Source organism: Paenibacillus hexagrammi (assembly GCF_021513275.1).
In the GTDB taxonomy this organism is placed as follows: Bacteria; Bacillota; Bacilli; order Paenibacillales; family NBRC-103111; genus Paenibacillus_E; species Paenibacillus_E hexagrammi.
Genome location: NZ_CP090978.1, coordinates 5,375,010 through 5,393,686 on the forward strand (window position 1 = coordinate 5,375,010; position 18,677 = coordinate 5,393,686).

Below are 18,677 nucleotides of genomic sequence, written 5' to 3' on the forward strand. Positions count from 1 at the left end.
TCAGATATCACGCAAAGGTGAAGACTATTGATTATTGACCTACAGCTTTTCTAGCGTCAGTCCATTTTTTGTTAAGCTCATCCAAACCAGCTTTGAAATCCTTGCTCAGGATCAGCTTCTGGATGTAAGAACCGCCCATGAAGTCAATTTGCGCCTTATTCGCAATGTTGCCATATGCATCTGGATCCGGCTTGCCTTGCAATGTGTTAGGCTTCAAGTCCATGAATTCTTTCAGCTGAGGCATCTTCGCTTCTTTAGATTTGTCCGGTGGAATCATACCTGCGATATCCGCATAATCGGACTCTTCGATCATAAATTTAACGAAAGCTTTCGCTGTTGCGATGTTTTTGCTGTTCTTAGCAACACCGTACATATAGTCAGGACCCATGTTGGCGTTGAACTTGCCGCTGTTGTCATAAGGCAGAGGGAAGAAACCGATATCTTCGGATTTCGCACCGTTTTCGATAATTTGCGGAACGACCCAGTTACCTAGGAAGTACATCGCTGTTTTACCACTGGCTACATCTTTCTTCGAGGATTCCCAGTCCGTAGACATCAAATCCTTCTCTGTGTATCCTTTTTCAACGAACGTTTTGAGAATCGTCAGAGACTTCTCGTAAGGTGTGCCCGGACCAAAAGGAGTATCTGTCTTCGTCATGGAACCACGGAATTCAGGGTCTCCGGAAATTTCAAACGCAATGACATCCCATTCGCTCAAAGGCCATTTGTCTTTGAAGTTCGTTGCAAGCGGAGTGATGCCTGCTGCTTTCAGCTTCTCAGCGTCTGCGTACAATTCATCAAGTGTCTTCGGCACGCTTGTAATACCTGCTTTGGCGAACGCCTGCTTGTTATACGCAACACCGTTCGTATTTACACCGCTTGGCAAGCCGTATGTATTGCCGTCTGCAGCTTTGATGTCGGAGAAGTACACTTTGTCATTCAGTCCAAGGTCGTTCAGCGGTGCATAATAATCGCCCAGCTTACCGTTAGGCACTCCATCTGGAATCATATTGACATCACCGAGCTCGCCGGTAGACAATCTGACCTTCATCGTAGGGCCGTAGTCTTTAATGGCTTCTACTTCTACTGCTTCTACCTTCGGGTATTTCTTTTTAAAAGCGGCTTCCCACTCCTTGAACTTGGTATCAACCAAGTCTGTACGGTGCGTAATAACCGTTATTTTGCCTTGAATGTTATCGTCTGCTCCACCTGCTGCCGCATTTGACGTAGCTGCCGGAGCTTTCGTAGCTGTGTTATCCGACGTCGACTTACCGCATGCAGCTGTTACAGACATCGTTAATACTAACGCTAAACCCGTTGTGAGCCACTTCTTCATGAAATTACCCCCTAGAAATAATAATGATCTGTTATTGTTATCGCTTACATCCCTATTATATTTCTCTCAGGCATGCATAGATATGCACTATTTTTGTTTTTATTGTACTTTCTTTGCATGTTGCTAATATTTTATGCTAACAAATAACTAACAAACTGTATCTCGATATTCCTTAGGTGTTAGTCCGACCACTTTCTTAAACTGTTTATTAAAATATGCCGGGTCCCGGTAGCCCACCATTTCTCCAATCTGGTAGGTTTTCAGATGAATCTGCTCTTTCAAAAGCTCCTTGGCCTTATTCATACGCACCGAGATGATGTATTCAATAATCGTCGTGCCCGTCTCTTGTTTGAAGAGCTTGCTTACGTAGCTTGGAGTTAGGAACACGCGCTTGGCTAACTGGTTTAAATCGAGGGAGTCGGCATACTCCTGCTCGATGATCTTCTTAATTTGATAAATCGTAACGCTTCCTTGGCTCGTTCTCTCGCTAGCCAGGGAATGAAGTCCGCTCATTAAACGCAGCTCAATGAAAGCCTTGGCCTGACTAAAGCTGAAGCAGTTCTTGAGCTCTTTGCCGAAGTCCATAGAGAACTCCTGCTGCTTGAGAGTGGTCTGCCGCTTTCCCGCTTCTTTATTAAGCGCATAAAATAATGTTTCCATAAGCTCAACAAGATGGTGCATTCGAAGCTTGATTTCTGCGATCACCTTCAGCATCTCATGAAGATGCACCTCCACATTGTCGAGATCAAAGATTTCCATGCTCTCCAGCACTTTTTTCCGATATGCTTCTACCTCATGAAGGGTACCGAAGTTAGCATTCTCGATCCAAGTGACTGCAGGCTTTCCCGCCCTGTAATAATTGTATTCACAAGCCTCAAGCGCTTCTTTCAAGCATCTCCCCCAGCCGCTAAATTGTGTACAAGGATTACTGATGCCAATTGAAGCCTGTATCTTCTTTTCCTGTATTAATATGTCATGAAGCGTCTTTTCCCATACTTGAAAATCGGTATATTGCTTATCAAACGCAACAATGCAGACCGTCGTTCGCTCATCGATCTGAACCACCTTGCAATCAGGAGCATAGGCCGGCCTCACCCAGCTTGAAATACTGGCTGCTGGCATTGGAGAGTCCGTAACTACAGCAGTAATTGCGTAGGATGGGAAACGGATAAAATCGGCGTACACCTCTTTGAATAGGGATTCTGCTGCTTGATTACCGGCATCGCTAAGCAGAATCTGCTTGAGCAAGCTCTCATCCCGGTCTGAGGAGGATGGCTCAGCAGCCTGAACTTGTTGATAGAGCCGATCCAGCAGGTCATAGAGTTCCTGCTTGTCTACAGGCTTGAGCAGGTAAGCCGACACGCCTATGCCTATTGCTGAACGCGCATACTCAAATTCTCCAAACCCGCTGAGGATCACACATTGGATCGTCGAGTCTATCTGCTTAATGGCCTTCGCCAGCTCCAGTCCCGTCATCCCCGGCATCTTGATATCCGTAATGACCACATCCGGTTTCATTCCTTCCAGAGCGGCCAAGCATTCGGATGCACTGGCATAGATCCCAGCGATTCTGTAATGAGGCGAAGCCTTATGAATTAGCTTGGAGAGTCCCAGCCGAATCTTCTCTTCATCATCTACAATCATAATATTCATGCGGATCGTTCCCCCTTGTCTTGCAAGTTATACGGTAGTGTCAAGATCACCGTCGTTCCCTCTGCCCATACACTGGTCAGCGTTAGCCCATATGACGGTCCGTAATGAAGCTTAATCCGTTCGTCTACATTTAGCAGTCCGATACCCGAGCTTTGGAGCGATTCATTCTCCCCATGCAAGCCCGTCCTCAGCCTATCCTGCAGCCGGCCCAGTTTGTCCGCAGGTATGCCGCTCCCATCATCCGAGATCCGCAAAGTCAGCATATGTCCTTTGACCTCATGGGTAATTTCAATATGGATCGGAGCGTCATCCTCCTCGGACTGCCCGTGTACGATTGCATTTTCAACAATGGGCTGCAGGAGCAGCGGCACGATCGGATACTGCCGAATGGCATATCCATCATCGAATGTAATTTTGAATTTATCATGGTAGCGATAATTAATGATCTGAATATAGATTTGCAAATGTTCAAATTCCTGCTGCATGGAGACCGTTCCTTTCGACGGATTGATGCTATAGCGAAACAGCTTGCCAAGTGCGGCAATCATTTCCGCCGCTTCTTCATCATCGTTAATCTCGGCCGTCATACGTATCGTCTCCAGCGTATTGTACAAAAAGTGAGGATTAATCTGGTTCTGCAGAGCGGCTAGCTCCGCCACCTTCTTGCGCCCTTCGATGACATAAACCTGCTGAATCAATTCCTTAATCCTTTCCAGCATGCTGTTAAAATGGAAGCCTAGCCGACCAGCCTCGTCTTGGCTTTGCACTTGAAAGCTGACATCCAGGTCGCCAAGCTCCGCCCTTTTCATTAACCGCATCAATCGTTTCATCGGCTTGGTCAGCGCATAAGAGATCAGAATGGAGATAAACAAGGCGAAGGCCATAATGATACATGTTACGAGCAGCGTAATATTCTGCGTTTGAACCGCATCCTTCATGATAAGCGCAAGCGGTATGCGGATAATCGTTTTCCAACCGGTCTTCAGCGACTGCGAATAGATACATAAATAATTAACGCCGTCAATTTTTCGGATGAAGTCCCCAGACGTTCCTGCGGCCAGCTGTACCAACGGATCATCATCGATTTTCTCCGTAATTCTCTTTTGTTCCGTGTCATAAATCACGTTGCTTTCCGCATCCACAATCAGGACCTTGCCGCCTGACGCATGCTCCAAGTCGCTAACTACGTTCTGAATGACGCTAATGTTGGCGTCTACAGCTATAGTTCCGATGGATTCCTGCGTATAGAAATCCCGAATATCCCTTAGCACGGTAAAAGCAAATTTGCCGGATTGCCAGTTAGCCAGCTGCTGCGTGCTTAAGAAAACAGATCTACCCTGGGCATCGTGAGCAAGCCTTCTCCACTCATCAGCCCGCTCGTCCAGGTCTGTCCGTATCCCGCCGGTTATGATGTTGTAGTATTTGTTATTGTGGTTATCAAAAATATAGATGGAGTTGGTGCCCCGCTTGATGTTGTTCATGATACGGATATAGCTTTCCATTTCCACCTGCTTTTGCGTCAACGTCTTCACGTTGTCCTCCAGCAGCTGCTGAAAAGACGTCAAATATAAAGGAATCTGCGAAATCTGCTCCATATCTCCAATGTAATCATCGAGCCTCTTGGTGATATTGTCAGCTAATTGAGAGCCGTATAGGCTTGTATTCTTCTTGATGGAGGTGGAATAGTTCTGATAGGAAATGTACCCGGTCAGTGTTATAGGCAAAATGATGAGAAAAATAAAGACCACAATCAGTTTCTTCTCCATCGACATGTTCGCAAGCAGCACGTAATCTTTCCATCGGGCATAGAGAGTTCGCACAGGGAAACACCCTTTCTTGTAAGGCGGATTGGCGAGGGTATACCAATTAGACTGTTGATAAGGGGGCAATGGAGGGCTCAGTAGTTTTCGGAGAAGCGTAGCGGTCGGAGAAAAGCTACTGAAGCTCGTAATGAACACTACCTTATCCACACAGCTCGACTGGTGATACGTTCACCCATCATTATAGTCAGATGCTGCACAAATAGGAAACGGGAGGGCTGCCGTTTTGAAGGGCTGACCGGTTTGTGCTACAATGCTATTCAATAAGTGGGATTCGGAGGTTTGCTCATGTTGAATGAATTTAAGAAATTCGCATTTAAAGGAAATATGGTGGATTTGGCCGTCGGGGTTATCATTGGAGGAGCTTTTGGCAAAGTCATTACTTCGATCGTCAATGACCTGATCATGCCGCCGATCGGCCTTCTTCTTGGTAAAGTTAAATTTAACGACCTGTTCATCTCGCTGAATGGCAAGCATTACGCAACACTAGCGGATGCGGCCAAGGATAGCGCGCCAACTCTCAATTACGGTCAGTTTATTTCAACCTTCCTAGACTTCCTCATCGTGGCATTTGTTATCTTCATCGTCGTAAAACAAATTCAAAAATTTCGTAAAAAAGAAGAACCTAAGGAAAAAGCTGCAACGACTAAGGAATGCCCGCACTGCTTGTCCGACATTCCAGTCCGCGCTTCCCGCTGCAAGTTCTGCACTTCCGAGCTGACTTCCGGCGGCAGCGTGTCGGGCAGCATACAATAGCATCTGTAAGAGCATGAAACAATGAAACAATGAAACAATGAAACACCCCCATAAAGTAGGGCCGTGGCATCGAAGCTGATTCAGGTACTTTGCGGGGAGCCCATATAAAAAGCCCGAAAAGGCTCAGGAGCACTAAACTCCTGGCGTTTCGGGCTTTTTTGTACGTAAATCGGCGATCTCTCCTTGCTCGAACGCTCCGCTGCGAAATAGCAGCAGGAGCTGCTTCGCAGTATCCTCCGCCGACTGCAGCTGTCCCTGCTCTTTCAGCTGGATAAAACGGTCCACCTGCGGAAACTGCTCCTTCGTCGCCGCGCGGATCATCTCCTGCATCCCGGTGTCCACGACACCGGGGGCTACCGAGCAGATGCGCACCGGATTCGGCCCGGCGGCGGCCTCCTGCTCCGCAGCTACGCAGCGAGTGAACATGTCAATCGCCGCCTTGGCGCTGCAGTAAGCGGCCCAGCCCGGGTACGGCTTCTTGCCCGCACCCGAGGAGATATGGACGACGCTGCGCGGAATCCGCAGCGTCTCGGTCAGCCGGATGAAGCTGCTCGTCAGCATCATCGGTGCCGTGACATTGACCTGCAGGCTGCGCTGCAGGTCCGCGCTGTCCATGCTGCCAACCGATGTCATCGGTTCCAGCATGCCGGCATTACTGATGAGCGTGATGGAATCCGCTGCATCGAGGTCTGCAGAGCTAAGGATTCGCTCCATGAGCGAATCCAGGCTTTCGACCTGCGCGAGGTCGTGCATATGAAAGGCCAAGCGGCCTTTCATATGCGGCGCCTCCCGCCGCAGGGCTTCGCTTTCGGTGCGGGCGACGCTGCAGACGTCCGCTCCCTGGCGAAGCAGCTCGCGGACGAGCGCTTCGCCTAGGCCCTTGGAGCCTCCCGTTACAATGTAGAGCTCGCTCATGGGAGATTCACCTCACAAGGAACGCAAATCAGAGGGCATAAAGTTCTCATTTACTGAACCACGTCGTAGCCTTGTTCTTCGATAGCTTCCTTAATAGCGTTCACCGTTACTTTGCTGTCATCATATTGAACAGTCACTTCTTTAGCCGTCAAATTCACAGAGCCTTCGGCACCGAGCTCTCTCATTGCTTTTTCAATCGCACTCACACAGTGATTACAGGACATTCCGTCTACTTTTAAAATAACGCTGGACATGGGTCATCTCTCCTCTATTACGTGTTATTTATAGGGTTGGCACTTCTTGCTGTCCCATACATCTATGTTATTCATTGTTCTACTTCATTAATGTATTCATCGTTTTTAGCAGTTCCTCGACGACATCCATGTCGCCTTCCTGAATACGTTCCACGACACAGCTCTTCAGATGCCCTGCTAATAGCAGCTTGCCGACCCCGTTTAGCGCCGAATGGATGGCTGCGATTTGATGCAAGACATCATCACAATACGTGTCCTTTTCGATCAAGCCTTTCACGCCGCGCACTTGACCTTCAATGCGATTCAGACGTTTGACCAAGTCGGATTTCAGCTTATCCGAGTGATGACTCTTGCGTTCTTGATCGTTATGACAATGAGCGCCTTCGAGCTGCACTTCTTGATCCTGATCTATTTCCATGGCTGGTTCCTCCCGAGGGTGAATTTGTCGTACGTAACGGCTACCTTTATCATACCCCCAGTCGGTATCTTGTCAAGGCAGCTAATGCGTCATCACCTTACAGCTTAGCTCTCTGTAGCCGAAGAGCGTTCAGCACGACGGATACGGAGCTTAATGCCATTGCAGCACCTGCCACCCATGGAGCGAGCAATCCCATAGCCGCAATGGGAATTCCGAGCGCATTGTAACCCAGAGCCCAGAATAGGTTCATCTTGATGTTCGCCATTGTCTTCCTGCTCATAGTTACAGCATCCGGTATACTGTTCAAATCCCCTCTCATCAAGGTCACATCCGCTGCTTCCATGGCAACATCCGTACCTGTTCCAATCGCCATGCCGATGTCCGCCATCGCTAACGCCGGTGCATCGTTAATGCCGTCCCCTACCATGGCTACCCGAAGGCCCTGCTCTTGCAGTTTCTTGACTTCATTAGCCTTCCCCTCAGGCAGCACCTCAGCCAGCACCCGCTCGATACCAACCTGTCTGGCAATCGCTTCAGCGGTTCTCTGATTGTCGCCGGTTATCATCATCACTTGGATGCCCATCTCCTTAAGACGGGAAACGGCTTGCCGCGATGTTTCTTTAATCGTATCCGCTACTGCTACCATCCCTGCGTAGCCTCCATCTATGGCCACCAGCATAGCAGTCTTGCCATCCCGCTCAAGGGCTGCCATTTCTTCATAAGTAGTTGGCTGCACAGTGATTGTATGCTGCGTCATAAGCTTTCGGGTACCGATCATCACCTCCCTCCCACTAACGACAGCACGAATTCCGAACCCTGGAATCGCCTCAAAATGCTGCGTATCGGGCAGCTCAATGCCTCTTTCACGGATTCCCTGCACGATGGCTTCGGCAAGCGGATGCTCCGAGTTCTTTTCCGCTGATCCAACCAAGCTCAGGAACTCCGTCTCGTTGAGTTGAGTTTGGACATCCGTAAGCTCCGGCTTCCCTTTGGTCACTGTGCCGGTTTTATCCAAAATGACAGCGTCGATCCGTTGCGTGGATTCCAAGTGTTCTCCACCTTTGAACAAGATGCCAAGCTCCGCCGCGCGGCCGGAACCAGCCATAATGGAGGTCGGCGTAGCGAGGCCAAGCGCACAGGGGCAAGCGATGACCAGAATCGCGATTGCTTTTTCCAATGCTCCTGAGAAGTCTCCTGGCATTACTGCAAAGTACCAAACTGCAAAAGTAACGAGTGCAATGACAACTACAATTGGTACAAACACACCTGAAATGACGTCGGCAATCCGCTGAATGGGAGCTTTGGAGCCCTGCGCTTCCTCCACTACTTTAATAATTTGCGCCAAAGCCGTATCCCGGCCTATTTTGTCGGCCTTTATTTTCAACATGCCGTTCTTATTCAGCGTAGCGCCAATTACACCGTCGCCGGCAGCCTTCAATACCGGCAGACTCTCTCCGGTTAGCATGGACTCATCTACAGCTGATGCTCCTTCGAGCACAACTCCGTCTATAGGTACCTTCTCTCCTGGCCTTACAACCACAATGTCTCCTACCAGGACCTCATCGATCGGAAGGGTCAGTTCTTGATCTTCACGGATAACACGGGCGGATTTTGCCTGGAGCCCCATTAGCGTTTTAATCGCTTCCGAGGTACGCCCCTTGGCTAGCGCTTCGAACAATTTGCCGAGAATAACGAGTGTAATCAAAATAGCGCTTGTTTCAAAATAAAGCTCCGGCATATGCATCCCGCTGCCCATCGCCCAATCCAGCGTCAAGTACAGGCTATAGAAATAAGCCGCTGAAGTCCCGAGTGATACGAGCACATCCATGTTTGCACTCTTGTTGCTTAGCGCCTTATAGGCGGCCACATAGAATTGGCGGCCGATATAGAACTGAACCGGTGTTGCCAAGATCAGCTGCGTCCAAGGATTCATAAGGATAGCCGGGAGCCAGATCCTCGATGTGAATGTAAAATGGCTCACCATCGCCCACAACAGCGGAAAAGAGAGAACAGCCGAAATCCAAAGCTTTTGCTTCTGTTTCCGAATCTCCGCTTCGCGCCGCTCAGCTGTATTTTCCGTGTCGCGCATTGCGCTTGCCTGATAGCCGAGCTTGGCAATCTTTTGCTGCATGTCCTGAGACGATACAACGGTCGGGTTGTAGGCCACATGGGCCGTCTCCATGGCGAAGTTCACGTTGACTTCACCCACCCCATCCATCTTCTGAAGCCCCTTCTCGATTCGGTTGGCGCAGGCCGCACAAGTCATTCCTGTTATTTCAAAAGAAGCATGTTTAAGGTCTTGGGAAGTATCCATACCTGGTACACCTCAATGTTAGTTTGTCTCTTACTTATCTTTATAGTATACCCCCCCTACCCTATATTGTCAAACATAATTTTGCAGCTCTACCGGCTAAATGAGAAACACAAAAAAAATGCCACTACCTCGCGCATAGTCCTGCGTTTAGTAGTGGCATTTTTTTCTTTTCTATTCAGAAGCTACATGAGGAATGGTTGCTTCATGAGCATCATTTACTCCATCTGCACCCGAAGCTGACTTCCGTGATTTAGATTGTTGACGGTGAAACAGTGTGTAATATAAAATCGCTGAACCCGCAACTACGATACCTGCAATGAAATACATCGTCTGAAAGCTCGACCCGGCTGCTACGGCTCCAAGAACGGATGAACCTATGCCGTAACCGGAATCGAACAGCAGAAAGTACGTTCCGGTTGCAAGTCCCCTCCTATGTGGCGGAGCAGATTGAACCGCGATCGTTTGATAGCTGGGCAGCATGGCGCCGAATCCAAGACCTAACATACCCCCCGCCCCTAAGAATACAATAGGCGAGTGCGCCATACTTAATGCAATCATGCCTAGTGTAAATAGAATCACGCCAGGATACACTAAAACGTGAGGACCTGAGCGATCGAATAGCTTTCCAGTGAACGGTCTAGATAGGACAATCATCAGAGCAAACACCATGAAGAAATAGCTGGAGTACGATCCCAGCCCCATCTCCTTGGCATATACCGAAAGGAACGTTGTAATGGCTCCGTATGAAAAAGCCAGCACGCTGCCGGTAAGGGAAATCGGTAATGCCCGCGGCTCCACAAATTTTCTCCATCCTTTTTGGGAAGTAACCCCGATCGTTTCCTTTCGCGCAGGAATACGAAGAATGGCTCCGCACAGCAGTGAAAGCACCGCGAACAAAATACATATGCCAAATAGCAGCATGTTATTGTGCGTTTGCATAATGGAAAGTCCCAAGAAAGGACCTACAACCATCGCCAGACTCATAAACAGGCTAAAGTATCCCACTCCTTCACCTTTGCGGTGGTCAGGAACGATCTCGACAGCAACAGCTCCTGTGGCCGTGGACGCCATCCCAAAACCAATGCCGTGAAGCAAACGCAGTCCAAGCAGCATCGGGTAGCTATGGATGAACGGATACATAGCCGTACACCCCGCGAATATCAGCAAGGCAGTAAGGATTAGCTTCCTCCTGCTGATTTCATCCATCCATTTCCCCGTTAGCGGCCTGAATATAACCGCCGAGACGATAAAGGAGGTCATGACAAGACCGACCTGACTTTCCTTGCCGCCCAGGGATTCCGTTACAAACAGCGGCAGTGTCACGGCTAACATATAAAAAGTCATAAATAAAAAAAAGCTGCTCAAACACACGGCAATAAAGCTGCGGTTCCAGAGCTTGCTCTGACTCTCGATAGAGCTTTCGTTTGATTGATTCATAGGTTGTATGTCGCCCCTCTTATTTAGTTGCTATAGCAATTATATGCGATACATACATTTCCGTCAATCCGCAAGGATAAACGACTTCGTCCTTAATGACGAGTACGTTATAAAAAATGTAAGCCGAATTATGGAGTGAAACTTATAAATTCGCTTATATTTCGAAAAAGAGCCTGCTGTCAGGTCGACAAGCAAGCCCTCATATCAGAATATTCACAATGACACGCCCAATCTGCCTAATTCATCGAAAATGTTTCGCTTCAGCTCCATCTTTTCGCTTTGTTCGAGGAAAGCCGCATCCACCCCGTTCATCACAATAGCTGCCAGCTCCCTATGAGTGAAGCCGAATCGCTTGGACAGAACCCGGTATTCCTCTGTAATGGTCGTTCCCGAAACACTTGGATTATCTGTATTTACCGTTACTTTAATGCCTTGATTGAAATATTCGCGAATGGGATACGAATCCCAGCCGCTTACCGCCTTGGTTTGAATGTTGCTGACCGGGCACATCTCGAGCGGCACGCCGCGGCTGGCTACCATTTCAAATATGGAGTCGCTCTCCTTCAATCTCACACCGTGACCAATTCGGGTAGCTCCTAAATTGTGAATCGCTTCGTAAATATTGTCCGCCCCTGCAGCTTCCCCCGCATGAATGGTAATCGGGATTCCGCGCTTGTGCGAAAGAGCGAATACATCCCGGAAAAACTCGGGTGGATAAGAAGCCTCATCACCGGCTAAATCTACAGCCGCAATTCCCTTACCCATGTAATGCGCTGCTCCCTCAATTGCTTCCGCATTCAGCTTTTGCGAGTGGTTTCGCATGCAGATCACGATCCCCCTTGCCTTAATACCGAATCGCCGCTCCCCCTCTTCAACCCCTGCGTTACATAATGTATGACCTCCTCGACAGACAATCCATTCTTGCGATGAAGCTGCGGCGCGAAGCGAACCTCTACATATTTGCAATGATGCGGGGCACTTTGCTGAATGACCTCATAAGCGGCACGTTCGAGAGCTTCGGGAGTCTGCAAGAACCGGGTTGTGAAATCAAATTTGCTCAAGTAATCCCGAAGGTCCCTGCATTCTTCCGCCACTCTCATGTACGACACAAGATTTGCAGGGTCGGTTGTTGGGAGCTCGATACTCTCCATGCGCGCAATATCGATAACAGTCTCAGGCTGCAAGCTGCCATCCAAATGAAGGTGCAAGTCAACCTTGGGCATCAGGGACAGTAAATCTTCATTTCTTACCAAACCAACATTCATCTCCACCCTGCATCACCTCCATATATTTTGATTATCTTAATACAAAGTGAAATCGATGTAAATATACCTAACACATATTTTTCTTTTTATTATTTGTGTTAAATTATATGACATAACCTGAGTTTGGATCCATGAAAAAAAGCCCGAATCGGTTTATTTTCAAACCATCCCGAGCCCCTTATTCTCTAGCTTTACTACATGATTGCTGTATTGTTGTCACCCATTTCGCTGAATGACCTTCAGCGCTTCTTTCTGGCTTAACGGCGAAAGCTCCGTGGACTTCACAAAAGCTTGCACAGCTGCCGCGTCGGTCTTCGAATATTCTCTAAGCGCCCAGCCGATCGCCTTGCGAATGAAGAACTCCCGTGACCCCGACATTCGTCGAACCACGGCAAACAACAGCTCCGTATCGGTATTCTGCTTATATTTCAGCTGGAAGAGAATAGCCGTTCTTTGCAGCCACATCTGTTCAGAGGAGAGCCACTTGTCTACATAGTTGGTGGTAAGCTTAGGATATTGCTGTAGGTGAAAGCCTATTAGATTAGGGGCTATGAAATCTACCGTATCCCACCACGGGTGGGTTAGCACCCATTCTTCCAATAGTTCCACATGCTTTGGCGGCATGTCCTTTCTAGATTTCAAGAGCATGTCCATTGCGGCATAATGAAATTCTCTTTCCGGAAGCCTCCACCAAGCCTTCGCCGTTTCTACTGCCTCCTGTCCTGCCGGAATCCCGTTGTCCTTGTAAAATCGCTTCATAAGCGCAACACGCTCCGGATTTCGAATACCCAAGAATGGAAATTGATTCCGCATATAAGCCTCCATCGGCTGCACATTGTCTATATTCGCATGAAGGCGAAATATCTCCTCCAGCTTGTCCGCATAGGCTTGATCCATATCTGCACCGCCCTTATTTTCAAATCGGTTTATCATCATTGTAACAAAAAAGTAATGCGAACCCACCTGGATTCTTGTATGCTTAGTAAAGATTAGGCATGACTAGAGAAAACAGTATGGATCGGAGAGAATATGCATGACTTACAAGCTTATTGCCGCTGACCTGGATGATACTTTGCTGCGGGACGATTTAACGATTTCGCAGGAGACGGTGGAAGCCATTCATCAAGCTGTTGCTAAAGGAGTTACGTTCACAATAGCTACAGGAAGAAGCTTTCCATCAGCCGCTAAAATCGCTAACCGCATCGGACTTAACGTCCCGATCATTACGTATCAAGGCGCCTTGATCAAAAACCTGCAGGACGAAGAAGTGCTGTATGAGCGCAACGTCCCGCTCGAGGCCGCACGCTTCTTACTCGACTTCAGCGAAAAAAGAAACTTGCATTTGCAGCTATACCACGGGGATGAGCTCTATGCAGGTGAAGACAACGATAAGATTAAGAAATATGTCAGTCTATCCAAGACGCCTTATCTCATTGGCGATCTTCGCCAATGGATCGATATCCCGCAGCCCAAAATGCTGATCGTGGATGAACCGACTGTATGCGATCAGCTGCGTGAGGAGCTGCTTCCGCTGCTAGGAGATCAGCTGCATATCACAAAATCCAAACCGCACTACTTGGAATTCATGCACAAGGAAGGCACCAAGGGGCACGCCATTGAATTCCTTGCGCAGCACATCGGCTGCGGACTCGATCAGGTCATCGCGCTTGGAGATGCCTGGAACGACCGCGAAATGCTGCAAGTGGCAGGCATGGGCGTAGCCATGGACAACGCGTTGCCAGAGCTTAAAGAGCTCGCTAACTATGTAACGCGCAGCAACAATGAAGACGGCGTCAGACATGTCATCGAGAAGTTTGTACTGGTATAAGTCTAACGAAGAACTGTGAAATAGAAAAAGGTACCCTTTTAGCGAATTCGTTCGCCATGGGGTACCTTTTTTCCGATTTGCTCATGCCGCGATTCAGAGTGAGATCACTACGGAATTGTGGAATTCACTGCATGTTTGCCTTATACCTTAAATTTCCCGATCAAAGTTTGCAGATCCTCAGCCATGTTATTCAACAGCGTAGCGGACGAAACAATTTCCTCCATGCTGGAATGCTGCTCTTCCACGTTAGAGGACACCGTCTTAGCCCCTGCTGCCGTTTGTTCCGCCACTTCATTAATGGTACGGATCACTTCCACGGCTTGATTCGTTTTCTGCGCAATCTCCGACGATTGTACAGTGACTTCTTCGATCTGGCGGGCTACGTCATCCATCGCTGCCTGAATACGCTTGAACGCTTCACGCGCTTCGCTGACAACCTCAAGTCCCGTCTCAACCTCACGCGAGCCTGCTTCCGTGGAACTGACAACCTCCATCGTTTCACTCTGGATGCTTTCCACCAGTCCCGCCACTTCCTGAGCCGCATCGGCCGTCTGCAGGGACAGCTTGCGAATTTCATCTGCAACGACGGCAAAGCCCTTGCCTGAAGCCCCTGCTCTAGCAGCTTCAATCGATGCATTCAAAGCAAGCATATTGGTCTGTCTGGCAATGTTGGCGATCATACCGTTCGCATTGACAATTTGCTCGGAGCGCAGACCAAGCCGCTGAACAGATTCAGCGAGCTCTTTCATTTTCAAATAGATCGAGTTCATTTGAGTAATAGCCGTTTCAACTGCACCGTTACCCACTCCGGCTTCCTGCTGGGCATGTACGGACTTACTGTTTGCCGATGCCGACACACCTGCGATCTGTGTGACAGCAACGGACATTTCCTCCATCATGGAAACTCCGGAATGGACACAGCCTACCTGCGAATTCGTACCTACCGAGATCCCCTGCACGACATTGGTAATCTCCTCGGTAGATGCACTTACCTCCTCAGAGCAAGCACTTAACGCCTCAGATGCCGCAGCAACTTGTTTGGCATTGTTTCCCACTTGGCTAATGACACTGTGCAAATTAGACTTCATTTGATTAAATGCATACGCTAAGTCTCGAATTTCATCACGATTCTTAACACGAACATCCCCGACTGTAAGATCGCATGCAGCAATACGTTCGGCGGCCCTTACCATCGAACGCATAGGATTCACGATCATTCGTGAAAGCAGGATGCCGATCGCAATCGCAAACAGAAAAGCCGCTATGCTGACGTACATAGAGGTTCGGATAGTTGATGCGATGACCTCACGGTTCTTTGCCGCAGCCTCATCGAGATTCGCTCTTTCGATCTGCTCCAGCTTGGCAGCGGATTCCGTCAATGTTTGGGTCGTCGGGATGGCCCACTGATTAGCTTCAGCCTTGGCCAGATTCAGCTCTTTCCGATCTGCGTAGTCCATTACTTTCTTCACCAAACGCTCGAAGGTAGCATTAGAGTCTATCATGGATTGAATCGCGCTCTTCTCTTCGTCGTTCTGAGAAAGCTCGCTCATTTCTTGAATAGTCGTTCCCAGTGAGGCATTCATTTCGTTTAGATTCTTCGCCTTGTCCGGGTTTGGCTCTAACACATAGTTAAAGAGCATGCTGTTCTGAATTTGCGTCTTTTCTTTAATATCCGAAACATTCTTCAGAATGGACACGTTATCGCTCAGCAGCTTCGAGTACGAGTTGTCCACCTTGTTCAAGTATGTATACGACAAGAAACTGCTAAGACCGACAAGCAAGGAAACTACAATAAATGTACCTATAATCTTTACTCGCAAAGAAACATAAAAGCCGCGGCCGCTACTATGATTAGATGGGCTTGTCTTCATGCTCGTTCCCCCTTATTATTTGTAATCGTTCTCACCCACTATCATTATAAAGGGCTGTCGCGAATTTCGACAGCCCTCTTATTGCTTTTTTATAAAACCAATTTGTGTAAACCGGTTATTTTTATTTGGAGTTCATGTATTTGCGCATATCGAACGCAACGGCGATTACGATAATCAAGCCTTTTACAATCAATTGCCAGTATGGGCTGATTCCGATAAACGTCAAACCGTAGTTGATTACGCTGAAGATCAATACCCCAACGAGTACGCCAGGAACCGTACCGATACCGCCTGAGGTTGATACGCCGCCGACCACGCAAGCTGCAATCGCATCAAGCTCATACATGTTACCATAGTTATTCGTAGCTCCACCTGTTCTTGCTGCTTCAAGCACACCAGCCAGACCATACAAAGCACCTGCAATGGCATACAAGTAGATCAGGTAACGACTTACATTAATACCCGATACGGTAGCGGCATGAATGTTACCACCGATCGCGTACATGTACTTTCCAAGCTTTGTCTTATTAAAGACCACCCAGACAATGATAGCTACAACAACCGCAATGATTACGATGTAAGGAATGGAATACGTCGAGTTAGGTCCGATATACCCCGTGCCCAGATGACCAAAATCCTTACGCAAACCACCGATTGGCTGGGATTGGTTCGGTTTCATGTCGAAGTACAGGGAGTTGGCCCCGTATACGGCGACCATGGATCCGAGAGTCGCAATAAAAGGCGGAACATTAAATTTCGCAACAATGATCCCATTAATCAAACCGAACAGCAGACCCACCGCAATAGCAATCAGAATCGGTACGATGAGCGGAAGTTCAGGCAGGTTAGGGAAGAATTTTCTGGCATAGTCCGGCATTTGCAGCATAGAAGCGGAGATAACCGCTGTAATACCGACAATTCTACCGGCTGACAAGTCCGTACCGCCTGTAATTAAGACGAACGCGATACCTAGAGCAATGATGACACGGGTCGATGATTGAAGCAGAATGTCACGAAGAATATCTACGGACAAAAAGCGCGGGTCATAGACTGCAATACCGGCAATCAAGACAACCAATACGATGTAAATCGCATATTTCGTAAAAAACTCTGAGACTTTTTTGCTATTCTGTGTTTCAGTTAATGAACTCATTAAGTCCAGCCTCCTCCATTAGTGCATGTTACTGCGCAGCAAGGCGCATGATCTCTTGTTCTGTTGCCTTGTTTCCATCTACGATGCCTCTTAGGCGCCCTTCGCTCATGACCATGATTCGGTCTGACATCCCAAGCAATTCGGGCATTTCAGAAGAGATCATGATAATACTTTTTCCTTGCTTGGCGAGGTCTGCGATGATTGTATAAATCTCAAATTTCGCTCCAACGTCAATTCCGCGCGTAGGCTCATCCAGCAGCAGGACATCCGGTTCCGTGAGCAGCCATCTGGCCAGCAGCACTTTTGCTGATTACCACCGGACAAGTTCTTGATGAGCGTATACATATGCGGTGTTTTCACGCGAAGCTTTTCAATATTTGCTTTTACTTCGACTTTCACTTTCTTATCGTCGATTAAACCGACACGGCTCTGATATCTCGATAGATTCGAAATAACCGTATTTTCCTTGACCGACAACACCGGGAAAATACCGGTAACGCGACGTTCTTCTGTCAGAAGAGCGATTTTATGCTTGATGGCGTCAATCGGTGATTTGATTTGCACCTTTTTGCCGTACATCGAGATTGTGCCAGAGGATACAGCGCGAAGACCAAACAATGCTTCCATTAGCTCGGTGCGCTGGGAACCGACAAGGCCCCCGATTCCAAGAATTTCACCTTTACGAAGCTCGAAAGACACATCCTTGAACGATTTGGCGATGGGAGAAGTAAGACCTTCCACCTTCATCAGCGTCCCGTTTGGTACGTTGGAGCGCTCCGGGAATCTTTCCTTCAGGTCACGGCCTACCATGCGGGAAATAATCAAATCTGTCGTCAGTTCAGCTGCCGGCCATGTACCAATCTTGGTTCCATCACGCATAATCGTAACTTCATCAGAGATGGTAAGAATTTCTTCCATCTTATGGGAAATATATATGATCGAGCAGCCTCGGCTTTTCAAATCGCGAATGATTCGGAAAAGTTGTTCTACTTCGTTTCCTGTCAATGAAGAAGTGGGCTCATCCATAACAATAACTTTAGAATGAAACGAAACCGCTTTGGCGATCTCCAGAGATTGTACTTTCGAAACAGATAGCGTTCCTACTTGCGTATCAGGCTTGATATCCATTTGCAATTGCTCAAACAGCGCGATCGTATCCTTGCGCATTTTCGAATGATCGATAAATTGAATAGGTCCGATGCCTCTGGTCGGGAACCTGCCCAGCCAAATATTTTCCATTACATTGCGATGCGGTACAGGATGAAGCTCTTGGTGAATCATAGATACGCCGTTATTCAGCGCGTCTTTTGAATTTTGAATGGAGACGGTCTCTCCGTTGATCTTGATCTCTCCGTTTTCCGGTTTGTAGATCCCGAACAAGCATTTCATGAGCGTAGATTTGCCTGCGCCGTTCTCGCCCATCAATGCATGAACACTGCCCGGACGAACCTTCAAGGTTACGTTATCGAGCGCTTTAACACCCGGAAATTCTTTGGAGATATCAATCATTTCGAGCAAGTATTCATTCACAGTCATGGTAACTCCCCCTACCATTTCACAAATAGTCCCCACAAAGTGAAGCCGATTCTTCGAAGCTGCGTGCCCTAACTTTGCGGGGGCCACGGTCACTCCCAAAAGAAGAGCAAGGGCGCAACGC

Annotated in this window: 13 protein-coding genes and 2 pseudogenes; 2 read left to right on the forward strand and 13 right to left on the reverse strand. The window is 48.2% G+C overall.

What is annotated here, in order from left to right; all coding sequences use genetic code 11:
- Nucleotides 1-31 precede the first annotated feature (31 nt).
- The 3 genes from L0M14_RS24425 to L0M14_RS24435 form a co-directional block, all read right to left on the reverse strand.
- Nucleotides 32-1,336, reverse strand: coding sequence for an ABC transporter substrate-binding protein (locus L0M14_RS24425; RefSeq protein WP_235119070.1), 1,305 nt, complete (start codon nt 1,334-1,336; stop codon nt 32-34).
- 147 nt (nt 1,337-1,483) lie between these two features.
- Nucleotides 1,484-2,989, reverse strand: coding sequence for a response regulator transcription factor (locus L0M14_RS24430; RefSeq protein ID WP_235119071.1), 1,506 nt, complete (start codon nt 2,987-2,989; stop codon nt 1,484-1,486).
- Nucleotides 2,986-4,809 (reverse strand): sensor histidine kinase, encoded by a 1,824-nt coding sequence (locus tag L0M14_RS24435; protein ID WP_235119072.1) that lies wholly within the window; start codon nt 4,807-4,809, stop codon nt 2,986-2,988. Before L0M14_RS24435 ends, L0M14_RS24430 begins: the two co-directional genes overlap by 4 nt.
- 288 nt (nt 4,810-5,097) lie before the next feature.
- On the opposite strand from L0M14_RS24435, the gene mscL reads away from it, so the two are divergent.
- Nucleotides 5,098-5,565: a large-conductance mechanosensitive channel protein MscL gene (gene mscL, locus L0M14_RS24440; protein ID WP_235119073.1), complete on the forward strand. Its 468-nt coding sequence runs from the start codon at nt 5,098-5,100 to the stop codon at nt 5,563-5,565.
- Nucleotides 5,566-5,697: 132 nt separating this feature from the next.
- Here mscL and L0M14_RS24445 read toward each other — a convergent pair whose 3' ends face one another.
- From L0M14_RS24445 to L0M14_RS24480, 7 genes and pseudogenes are all read right to left on the reverse strand, one after another.
- Nucleotides 5,698-6,480 carry a (S)-benzoin forming benzil reductase gene (locus L0M14_RS24445; RefSeq protein WP_235119074.1) on the reverse strand — a complete coding sequence of 261 codons (783 nt, stop codon included), beginning with the start codon at nt 6,478-6,480 and terminating at the stop codon, nt 5,698-5,700.
- Nucleotides 6,481-6,530: 50 nt separating this feature from the next.
- Nucleotides 6,531-6,734 (reverse strand): copper ion binding protein, encoded by a 204-nt coding sequence (locus L0M14_RS24450; protein ID WP_235119075.1) that lies wholly within the window; start codon nt 6,732-6,734, stop codon nt 6,531-6,533.
- A 79-nt stretch (nt 6,735-6,813) separates the two neighbouring features.
- Nucleotides 6,814-7,152 carry a metal-sensitive transcriptional regulator gene (locus L0M14_RS24455; protein ID WP_235119076.1) on the reverse strand — a complete coding sequence of 113 codons (339 nt, stop codon included), beginning with the start codon at nt 7,150-7,152 and terminating at the stop codon, nt 6,814-6,816.
- A gap of 97 nt (nt 7,153-7,249) precedes the next feature.
- Nucleotides 7,250-9,466, reverse strand: coding sequence for a heavy metal translocating P-type ATPase (locus tag L0M14_RS24460; RefSeq protein WP_235119077.1), 2,217 nt, complete (start codon nt 9,464-9,466; stop codon nt 7,250-7,252).
- Between the two features lie 171 nt (nt 9,467-9,637).
- Nucleotides 9,638-10,903: an MFS transporter gene (locus L0M14_RS24465; RefSeq protein WP_235119078.1), complete on the reverse strand. Its 1,266-nt coding sequence runs from the start codon at nt 10,901-10,903 to the stop codon at nt 9,638-9,640.
- Between the two features lie 213 nt (nt 10,904-11,116).
- Nucleotides 11,117-12,168, reverse strand: a pseudogene (gene add, locus L0M14_RS32070) (adenosine deaminase).
- Nucleotides 12,169-12,384: 216 nt separating this feature from the next.
- Nucleotides 12,385-13,065 carry a DNA alkylation repair protein gene (locus tag L0M14_RS24480; RefSeq protein WP_235119080.1) on the reverse strand — a complete coding sequence of 227 codons (681 nt, stop codon included), beginning with the start codon at nt 13,063-13,065 and terminating at the stop codon, nt 12,385-12,387.
- Nucleotides 13,066-13,201: 136 nt separating this feature from the next.
- Between L0M14_RS24480 and L0M14_RS24485 the strand changes: the two genes are divergently transcribed.
- A complete protein-coding gene (locus L0M14_RS24485; RefSeq protein WP_235119081.1) occupies nt 13,202-13,996 on the forward strand; it encodes a Cof-type HAD-IIB family hydrolase in 795 nt (264 codons plus the stop codon).
- A gap of 140 nt (nt 13,997-14,136) precedes the next feature.
- Here L0M14_RS24485 and L0M14_RS24490 read toward each other — a convergent pair whose 3' ends face one another.
- The 3 genes and pseudogenes from L0M14_RS24490 to L0M14_RS24500 all read right to left on the reverse strand — a co-directional run bounded on the left by L0M14_RS24490 (nt 14,137) and on the right by L0M14_RS24500 (nt 18,556).
- Nucleotides 14,137-15,867, reverse strand: a complete 1,731-nt coding sequence (locus L0M14_RS24490) for a methyl-accepting chemotaxis protein (RefSeq protein ID WP_235119082.1) — start codon at nt 15,865-15,867, stop codon at nt 14,137-14,139.
- A 121-nt stretch (nt 15,868-15,988) separates the two neighbouring features.
- The gene (mglC, locus tag L0M14_RS24495; RefSeq protein WP_235119083.1) at nt 15,989-17,020 is read right to left on the reverse strand and encodes a galactose/methyl galactoside ABC transporter permease MglC; all 1,032 of its coding nucleotides are present in this window, start codon (nt 17,018-17,020) and stop codon (nt 15,989-15,991) included.
- 28 nt (nt 17,021-17,048) lie between these two features.
- Nucleotides 17,049-18,556, reverse strand: a pseudogene (locus L0M14_RS24500) (sugar ABC transporter ATP-binding protein).
- Nucleotides 18,557-18,677: the final 121 nt, after the last annotated feature.

Bases quoted from the DNA above. Each gene is read 5' to 3' on its own strand.
- L0M14_RS24450 (WP_235119075.1), bottom strand. From the start codon at position 6,734: ATGTCCAGCGTTATTTTAAAAGTAGACGGAATGTCCTGTAATCACTGT.
- L0M14_RS24480 (WP_235119080.1), bottom strand. From the start codon at position 13,065: ATGGATCAAGCCTATGCGGACAAGCTGGAGGAGATATTTCGCCTTCAT.
- L0M14_RS24485 (WP_235119081.1), top strand. From the start codon at position 13,202: ATGACTTACAAGCTTATTGCCGCTGACCTGGATGATACTTTGCTGCGG.
- L0M14_RS24490 (WP_235119082.1), bottom strand. From the start codon at position 15,867: ATGAAGACAAGCCCATCTAATCATAGTAGCGGCCGCGGCTTTTATGTT.
- mscL (WP_235119073.1), top strand. From the start codon at position 5,098: ATGTTGAATGAATTTAAGAAATTCGCATTTAAAGGAAATATGGTGGAT.
- L0M14_RS24445 (WP_235119074.1), bottom strand. From the start codon at position 6,480: ATGAGCGAGCTCTACATTGTAACGGGAGGCTCCAAGGGCCTAGGCGAA.
- L0M14_RS24460 (WP_235119077.1), bottom strand. From the start codon at position 9,466: ATGGATACTTCCCAAGACCTTAAACATGCTTCTTTTGAAATAACAGGA.
- mglC (WP_235119083.1), bottom strand. From the start codon at position 17,020: ATGAGTTCATTAACTGAAACACAGAATAGCAAAAAAGTCTCAGAGTTT.
- L0M14_RS24425 (WP_235119070.1), bottom strand. From the start codon at position 1,336: ATGAAGAAGTGGCTCACAACGGGTTTAGCGTTAGTATTAACGATGTCT.
- L0M14_RS24465 (WP_235119078.1), bottom strand. From the start codon at position 10,903: ATGAATCAATCAAACGAAAGCTCTATCGAGAGTCAGAGCAAGCTCTGG.
- L0M14_RS24455 (WP_235119076.1), bottom strand. From the start codon at position 7,152: ATGGAAATAGATCAGGATCAAGAAGTGCAGCTCGAAGGCGCTCATTGT.
- L0M14_RS24430 (WP_235119071.1), bottom strand. From the start codon at position 2,989: ATGAATATTATGATTGTAGATGATGAAGAGAAGATTCGGCTGGGACTC.